The following is a 7661-nucleotide window of genomic DNA, read 5'->3' as shown; positions in this document are numbered from 1 at the left end:
CCTCTTCCCGCATCTGACGATTCTGGAGAACTGCACGTTGGCGCCGATCTGGGTGCGCAAGATGCCGAAGAAAAAAGCCGAAGAGGTGGCCATGCATTACCTGTCACGGGTGAAGATACCGGAGCAGGCGCATAAGTATCCCGGGCAGCTTTCGGGCGGTCAGCAGCAGCGCGTCGCCATCGCCAGATCGCTGTGCATGAGCCCGAAGATCATGCTGTTCGACGAGCCGTTCTCGGCGCTCGACCCGGAAATGATCAAGGAGGTGCTCGATGTGATGGTGGGGCTGGCCGAAGAAGGGATGACGATGCTGTGCGTGACCCACGAAATGGGCTTTGCGCGCCAGGTCGCGAACCGTGTCATCTTCATGGACGCCGGCCAGATCGTCGAGCAGAACGAGCCTGAACCGTTCTTCACGAACCCGCAACACGAGCGCACCAAGCTCTTCCTCTCGCAGATCCTTCATTGACCCGGCCATCCGGCGCGGCTACGCGAAGCGACTGATTATACAAGAGAGCTTTTCGCGGGCCGCGCGCTGCCATATCGCTTTCGTCGTGGAAGGCCCGCGATCCCGGGGAACTCTCGGCTTCCTGTATCGTTACCGTGCGTTCCGCATGCGGGGGAGATGATTTGTCCGAGCGAGCTAGCAACAATCGAGCGGATTCGCTCTCTGCGCCTCCGTCGACTGAGCTAGGGCTGGCCGAGCCACAGATCATTCAATCCGCCCCCCGATGGGCGATCATCGGCATTTTTTTCATCCTTCTGTTCGGCGGCTTATATTTGACGGCGAGCTTTGTCCTGCCGGTCATCATCGCTTTGCTATTCGCCCTCGTAATGAGCCCGGTGGTGCGGTTCTTGCGCAGGCGGTTAAAGATCTGGGAGCCCATCTCCGCCTTCATCCTCGTCATCGGCACAACGATGACGCTGATATTCGGCTTCTATATGCTGAGTGATCCGATCTCGAAGATCGTCAACGACGCGCCGCGCTATGCCGCGGCGGTGGACGCACAATTACGCACCCTCCAAAATCGTCTCGAGCGTCTGCAGTCGGCGCAGGAAAATATGGAGAAGACCGCCAAGAACGCCACCGGGGGCGCCGGTCCCAACGCACCGGATGAAGTGGTGGTGAAGAATCCGGGGCTGGTAGAGAACGCCACGACGGCCGTGCCGACATTGCTGGCATCAGTTGGGTTCACGCTGGTATTTCTGTTTTTCCTCCTCGCTTCCGGCGACCTGTTCTACCAAAAGCTCGTGCGCTCGATGCCGACGATGGCCGACAAGAAGCGCGCGCTTCATATCGCGCACGACATCGAGCGAGAACTCTCGCGCTATCTGTTTACCATCACCGTGATCAACGCGTGTCTCGGGATCGCGGTGGGGACGCTTTTGTGGTGGGTCGGGATGCCGACGCCCGTGGTCTTCGGCGCGCTGGCCATGCTGTTGAACTTCATCCCTTATATCGGCGCCTTGATCGGCATGATGATTGTCGGGGTGATTGCGCTTGCCGACTTCGGCAGCCTGTCCGAAGCTTTGGTTCCGGTGCTGCTCTATCTTGCCTGTACGACTGTCGAAGGCCAACTCCTGACGCCGACGATCGTCGGCCGGCGGTTGGAAATGAACGCGGCCGCGGTCTTCCTGTCGGTCGCCTTCTGGGGTTGGATCTGGGGCGTGGTCGGCATGTTTCTGGCGGTTCCCGTAATGGTCGCCATCAAGGTATTCGCCAGCTACGTGGAGCCGCTCGGACCCTTCGGCGACTTTCTGTCCGCCGAGACGAAACGACACGCCGACGAGGACGACTGATACCGAGCGGCGGCGACATGGGACGCGTTCGGCTGGACCGTCCCAGTCTTTCCGATCCGTTGAGGAGAGCCGGACGACCCGCCGCATCGATCCGCGCCGTGGCTCTTCGCCGGAAAAGCCCGTACGGGGTTTCTGTTCCGGCCGGTCGGGATGACGCGAGCTCATGGCGCCGATGACGGATATCCCATAAAAAAACCGGCAGCCCGAGGGGCCGCCGGTCCTTGTATCGGATGTGATTGTGTCCGATCAGCGCTTGGCGCTTGGCGCGACCGGTTTCACCAGCGCCGTGATACGCCGGAGCGTGACACGCCGGTTCTCGGCGTTTGCCGCCTGCGTATTGACCTTCAGGTGCTGCTCGCCATAGCCCTGTGTGATCAGGTTTTCCGGTGGAATGTCGAAGTACTCGGAGAGCGCCGAGGCGACAGCCTCCGCCCGCCGATCGGACAGCGCCAGATTGGCGATTTCGCTGCCGACCGCGTCGGTATGCCCTTCGACCAGGAAGGTCTCCGCCGGGTTCTCCTTGATGACACGGGCGATTGCGTCGGCGAGCGCCTGCAGATCATCGACTTCGCCTTGTTCGATCGCGGCCGAGCCGAACGCGAAGTTGATCGTGTTGAGGTCGATCCTGCGCACCTTGTCACGAATGCGCTCGGAGCGTCTCACCTCATCGACCGAGTAGATGCGCTCCACCGTCTCGACCGGTGGTGCGACGATCGTGCGATAGTAGAGCTGCTCGTCCGGTTCCGCCACGTCGACAATGTATTGGTCTTCCGGAATCGTCAGAACGACCGGTTCGAGATCCGCCGCCGGATCATAATAGTAATCCGGACGTTCGGCCCCGTCCTGATAGGGATCGTAGAACAGAACGACCTCGCGTCCGTCCGGCAGAATCCGGGAGCGCTGGATCACGTCGCCATACCGGTTGGTGATCGTCACCACCTGGGTGCCGTTCGGCCGGACCACGGTCTGCCGGGTCCGCCCGCCGGAAAGACGCTCATAGTAGCGCTCGTCGGCATCAACCGCGATACGGTCGTCGTCATTGCCGCGGATGAAGTAGGCGGCGGCGCCCCCGACCACAGCACCTGCCACACCGGCGCCGACGATCGACAGGATGTCGCGATCGCCGACGCGCTCGACGACTTCGGCGCCGGGCGGAAGATCCGTCCGCGTTTCCTGCACGACGGTCGTGTTGTTCACCGTGGTGTTGTTCGTCGTGGTGCTGTTGTTGGTCGTGCTGTTGTCATTGATCGTCGTCTGCGAGGAGGTGGTTGCCGGCGCGTCGATTCGCTCGCCTTGTTCGGCGGTAATCGAGGGAACCGCGACGGGTTCGCTCAGCTGCTGGACTCGCGCGTCGCTTGCGCTGATTTCGCCCGTGGGGACGGGCGCTTCCTGGATCTCGGCCGACACGGGCTTGGGATCCTCGACCGGAGCCGCGGCAGCGGGCTCCGCCGGGGTTGGCGCTGGTTCGACCACTGGCGCCGGAGCAGGCTCCGCTGGCGCCGCCTCTGCGGGAGCCGGTTCGGCCGGCGATTCAGCAGTGGGAGCGGGCTCGGTAGGATCGGCCTCCGCGGGTGCCGCTTCAGCGGGCGCCGGTTCGACTGGTGCTGCTTCTGCCGGCGTCTCGGCGACAGGAGCAGGTTCGACCGGAGCGGGTTCGGCGGGGGCCGCTTCGGCGGGAGCCGATTCGGCCGGCGATTCAGCAGTGGGAGCGGGCTCGGTAGGATCGGCCTCGGCGGGCGCCGGTTCGACTGGTGCCGGGTCGGCGGGAGCGGGTTCGACTGGTGCTGCTTCTGCCGGCGTCTCGGCAGCAGGAGCAGGTTCGACCGGAGCAGGTTCGGCGGGGGGCGCGTCGACAGGCGCCGCTTCGACGGGGGCCGGTTCTGCCGGCGTCTCGGCAGCAGGAGCAGGTTCGACCGGAGCAGGTTCGGCGGGGGCCGCCTCGACAGGTGCCGGCTCGGCGGGAGCTGCTTCGGCCGGAGCCTCGGCGGCCGGCGCCGGTTCACATGCCGCCGGATCCGGCGCTACAGCCGCCGGATCACAGGCGGTCGGGTCAACTGGCGCCGTCTCCGCCTGGGCAAGGCGATACGCCGCCGCGTCCTGTGCATAAGCCGCTAGTGGGCCGCTGATCGCGGTCGATGCGGCAAGCGCGGCTACACCGACCAGTCTGCCGGTGTTTTTGAAATTCGGCATGTCATTACCTTTTCGAAAATCGTCCCTTGCCAATCCGGAGGACGGCTTGACGCTCTTATATGTCTTCTTTGCCCGTCCCGGCACGCTCGCGCGACCGCTGGTTTGAGCTCAACGCGAAACCTCTCCAGACGGCTGACAACGTCTGAGACGTCCGTAAGTTTCGTCTAATCGCCGCCGACATCGCGGGATACTGCCGGAGGGCGCCAATCATAGAGCCAATCGAGGTCCTTCCCGAGACTCTCGGGGGAGCGAATGGCCAGCGCCGTGTTCCGACCGAAGCTGAAGGGGGCAGGCAGATGATAGATCATGCGGTGGAACAGCACCCGTCGCCGGACCCGGGCGATGCGGGGCTTCCGCTCGCTCTCGTAATGGGCCAGGGCCGCGCCTTGGGTCGGAGCCCGCGCCAGGGCGGCGGCGAGCACCGCGGCATCCTCGATGGCCATGCCGGCGCCCTGCGCGGCATAGGGGAGCATGGCATGGGCCGCGTCGCCGATCAGAATGAGCCGATCATCGATATGGCGCCAGGGCCGGTCCGGTCGCACGACGTACAAAGGCCAGCCCGTCATGTCGCCGGCGGCGGCGATCATCGATCTGAGTTGTCGGTCCCATGAGCGGAAGCGGCGAGGAAGTCCCGCCGGGTCGGCTTCGCTCGTCCGGTTCATGGGTTCGATGAGGACGAGGTTCGTTTCGCGCCCTCCGGAAATCGGATAGGCGACGGCGTGCCGCCGAGGACCGAGCCACGCCTCGACGCCTGGCGACGATGCGACACCCGTTGGTTGAGCCACGCAGCCGCGCCAGGCTATCGCGCCGGCGGGTGTTGCGGCCGCAAGCCCCAGTCGGCGCGCAATCGACGAGTGTACGCCATCGGCGCCAACCACGAGGCCGGTGTGATGCTTGTATCGGGTCCCGCCGTCGGCGAACCAGAGATCGAGGCCACCACGCTTCGGTGCCAGCGACTCCAGAGACGCCCCGAGGCGAAGCGTAATGGCGGGCGAACGTTCGACGGCGCCTAAGAGAACCGTCTGAAGGTCGGCGCGGTGGATCGACACGTACGGCGTCCCGTCGCTGGCGACGACGGGGACCGAGGCGATCCGCCGACCGCTGAACGCCCGGCGCAGGGTTACCTCCCGCGCTCGCGTGCCATGCACAAGCAAGGCGTCCATGAGACCGAGCCCGTCGAGAACGCGCAGTGCGTTCGGGGAAAGCTGGAGACCGGCGCCGACTTCCTGGACTTGCGCCGCGCGTTCGAAGATCTCCACGGAGAAACCACAGCCGGCGAGTTCCAGCGCGGCCGTAAGCCCGCCAATCCCAGCCCCGACGATCGTGATCGGCCGCGTCCGGTCGACCGCGGACACGGACCTAAGCGGCCTGTCCCCGGAAGGCACAACCGGCCGGACTGGTTTCCGTGGCTTTCAACGCCGCGTTCAGCCGGTAGAGCGTCGAGCAATAGCCGCAGACGATCTCGCGCTCGTCGCCCATGTCGAGATAGACGTGAGGATGATCGTGCGGCGGATTGGCGCCGCAGCACATGAACTCGGTCACCCCGACCTCGATCGTGTCGTAACCGGCGTCGTTCTGGAAATGGGGAATCACGTGTCCGGCCATCGCGGCTCACTCTCGGCTATGGTTCGCAACATCGCGGACCATAGTGTCGACGGCAGGGAATGAACAGGGGTGGCGAAGACGCCACTTGATGCTTATCCAAACGTCCGCGGACTTCATGCCGCCAACGGGATACGAAAGCGAGGCTGGGCACCATCATGGATCATTTCATCAGCGACGGGCTTGAACTCGCCTTTCTCGACGCGGGCGACCGCGATGCTCCAAGCGTCCTGCTTCTGCACGGCTTTGCCTCGTCGATGCAAGTCAACTGGGTGGATACGGGCTGGGTCAAGACGCTGACCGACGCTGGCTACCGAGCCGTCGCCTTCGATCATCGCGGTCATGGCCGGAGTGCCAAACCAACGCAGGAGGCGGCCTATACGCCGCAGAAAATGGCCGGCGATGCGGTGGCGCTGCTCGATCATCTCGGCATGCCCCGGACGAGTGTGTTCGGCTATTCCATGGGGGCGCGGGTCGCCGCTTTCGCATCGCTCGCAGTTCCGGCGCGCTTCGAGCGCGTGATTTTCGGGGGGCTCGGTTCCGGACTAGTCGAAGGCGTCGGCGATTGGGATCCGATCGCCGCCGCGCTGCGGGCTCCCTCACTGGAGGATGTCAAAGATCCGCGCGGTCGCATGTTCCGGGCTTTTGCCGACCGCACAAAGAGCGACAGGGAGGCGCTGGCCGCGTGCATCTCGATGTCCCGAAAGGAACTGACCGAGGCCGCGGTCGGTCGGATTGATCAGCCGGTGCTGATCGGCGTCGGCACGACGGACGAGATCGCCGGCTCGCCGCATCGGTTGGCGGCGCTGATGCCGAATTCGCGCGTGCTGGCCATCGAGGACCGCGATCATATGCAGTCCGTCGGCGATCGTCGTTTCAAGGCGGAGGTGTTGCGCTTTCTGGGCGAAGGCGCCTGAACCACTGTCCAATGCGTATTGGCCGATGCCGGCTTTGCGGCCGGGACCGATCGAGGTTTTCGCGAACGCGCTGACGATCGCGTCAGCGTATCGTAGCGCGCCCCCGACTTTTCCTTGGGCGGCAACTCGCCTATCTGTACTCAAATCTGGGAACCACACAAACTTCCCAAGCGCCGTTCCGGGAGAGCGCCATGAGCAAGAGCAGTCCGCACACCCAGGACAAGATCCAGGCAGTCGATCCGATCTGGGCAAAGGTGCGCGCTGAAGCGAGCGAGGTGACGAACCGCGAGCCGGTCCTCTCCTGCTTCATCTACGCCACCATTCTCAATCAGCGCAGCCTCGAGGCGGCGCTGATCCATCGCGTGTCGCAGCGGCTGGATCATCCGGACATGCCGGCGATCATCATCGCGCAGGCCTTCGCCGACATGCTGGAATCCGATGGGGATTTCAGCGCGACGTTGCGGACCGACATCCAGGCGGTGTTCGATCGTGACCCGGCTTGCGAGCGTTACATCGAGCCGCTGCTCTATTTCAAGGGATTCCACGCGATCCAGACGCACCGGCTCGCGCACTGGCTGTGGAACGAGGGTCGGCGCGATTTCGCGCTCTACCTTCAAGCGCGGTCGTCGGCGGTGTTCCAGACGGACATACATCCGGCCTCCCGCATGGGCAGGGGAATCTTTCTCGATCACGCCACCGGCCTCGTCATCGGCTTCACGGCGGTCGTCGGAGACAACGTGTCGATCCTCCAGAACGTCACCCTCGGGGGCACCGGCAAGGAGTTCGGCGATCGCCATCCGAAGATCGGCTACGGTGTCCTGATCGGGGCGGGCGCCAAGATCCTCGGGAACATCACCATCGGCAAATGCTCGAAGATCGCGTCCGGATCGGTCGTCCTGAAGCCGGTTCCGCCGCATACGACCGTCGCCGGTGTTCCGGCACGGGTGATCGGGACTACGAGCGATTGCGACGAGCCAGGCCGTGCCATGGATCAGAGCTTCGATCGCACCGATTGATGCAGCGGAGCATTGAATTTCCGAGCGGAGACCTAGCTACAGCCGCTCGAAATTGGTCCAGGAGAACGATGTGAAGCCCGACGAAATACGCAAGCTCGAAGCCTATCTGAGAAAAAGCTTCAAAGGAGCGGATCTCGAG

7 protein-coding genes are annotated in these 7661 nt (G+C 64.1%); 4 read left to right on the top strand and 3 right to left on the bottom strand.

Annotation, left to right across the window (positions count from 1 at the left end; genetic code table 11):
* The coding region (locus MJ956_RS10930) for an amino acid ABC transporter ATP-binding protein (protein ID WP_253964499.1) at positions 1 to 466 on the top strand (466 nt) is incomplete at its 5' end.
* Positions 467 to 777: 311 nt separating this feature from the next.
* The gene (locus MJ956_RS10925) at positions 778 to 1797 is read left to right on the top strand and encodes an AI-2E family transporter (RefSeq protein ID WP_253964498.1); all 1020 of its coding nucleotides are present in this window, start codon (positions 778 to 780) and stop codon (positions 1795 to 1797) included.
* A 246-nt stretch (positions 1798 to 2043) separates the two neighbouring features.
* Here the strand turns inward: MJ956_RS10925 and MJ956_RS18905 are convergent, their stop codons facing one another.
* The 3 genes from MJ956_RS18905 to MJ956_RS10910 form a co-directional block, all read right to left on the bottom strand.
* Positions 2044 to 3204 (bottom strand): OmpA family protein, encoded by a 1161-nt coding sequence (locus tag MJ956_RS18905; RefSeq protein WP_253964497.1) that lies wholly within the window; start codon positions 3202 to 3204, stop codon positions 2044 to 2046.
* Between the two features lie 947 nt (positions 3205 to 4151).
* A complete protein-coding gene (locus MJ956_RS10915) occupies positions 4152 to 5342 on the bottom strand; it encodes an FAD-dependent monooxygenase (RefSeq protein WP_253964496.1) in 1191 nt (396 codons plus the stop codon).
* 4 nt (positions 5343 to 5346) lie between these two features.
* The gene (locus MJ956_RS10910; protein WP_253964495.1) at positions 5347 to 5592 is read right to left on the bottom strand and encodes a zinc-finger domain-containing protein; all 246 of its coding nucleotides are present in this window, start codon (positions 5590 to 5592) and stop codon (positions 5347 to 5349) included.
* Positions 5593 to 5747: 155 nt separating this feature from the next.
* On the opposite strand from MJ956_RS10910, the gene MJ956_RS10905 reads away from it, so the two are divergent.
* Both MJ956_RS10905 and cysE read left to right on the top strand, forming a co-directional pair.
* Positions 5748 to 6506: an alpha/beta fold hydrolase gene (locus tag MJ956_RS10905; protein ID WP_253964494.1), complete on the top strand. Its 759-nt coding sequence runs from the start codon at positions 5748 to 5750 to the stop codon at positions 6504 to 6506.
* A 191-nt stretch (positions 6507 to 6697) separates the two neighbouring features.
* Positions 6698 to 7522 carry a serine O-acetyltransferase gene (cysE, locus tag MJ956_RS10900; RefSeq protein ID WP_253964493.1) on the top strand — a complete coding sequence of 275 codons (825 nt, stop codon included), beginning with the start codon at positions 6698 to 6700 and terminating at the stop codon, positions 7520 to 7522.
* The last annotated feature ends 139 nt before the right edge of the window (positions 7523 to 7661 follow it).

It is taken from the genome of Aurantimonas marianensis, assembly GCF_024195285.1.
GTDB classification, from domain to species: domain Bacteria; phylum Pseudomonadota; class Alphaproteobacteria; order Rhizobiales; family Rhizobiaceae; genus Aurantimonas; species Aurantimonas marianensis.
Note: the sequence above shows the minus strand (reverse complement) of the source record. Positions and strands in the feature narration are given on the sequence as shown.

Excerpts from the sequence above, each read along its gene's own strand:
- MJ956_RS10910 (WP_253964495.1), bottom strand. The coding sequence starts at position 5,592 with ATGGCCGGACACGTGATTCCCCATTTCCAGAACGACGCCGGTTACGAC.
- MJ956_RS10905 (WP_253964494.1), top strand. The coding sequence starts at position 5,748 with ATGGATCATTTCATCAGCGACGGGCTTGAACTCGCCTTTCTCGACGCG.
- cysE (WP_253964493.1), top strand. The coding sequence starts at position 6,698 with ATGAGCAAGAGCAGTCCGCACACCCAGGACAAGATCCAGGCAGTCGAT.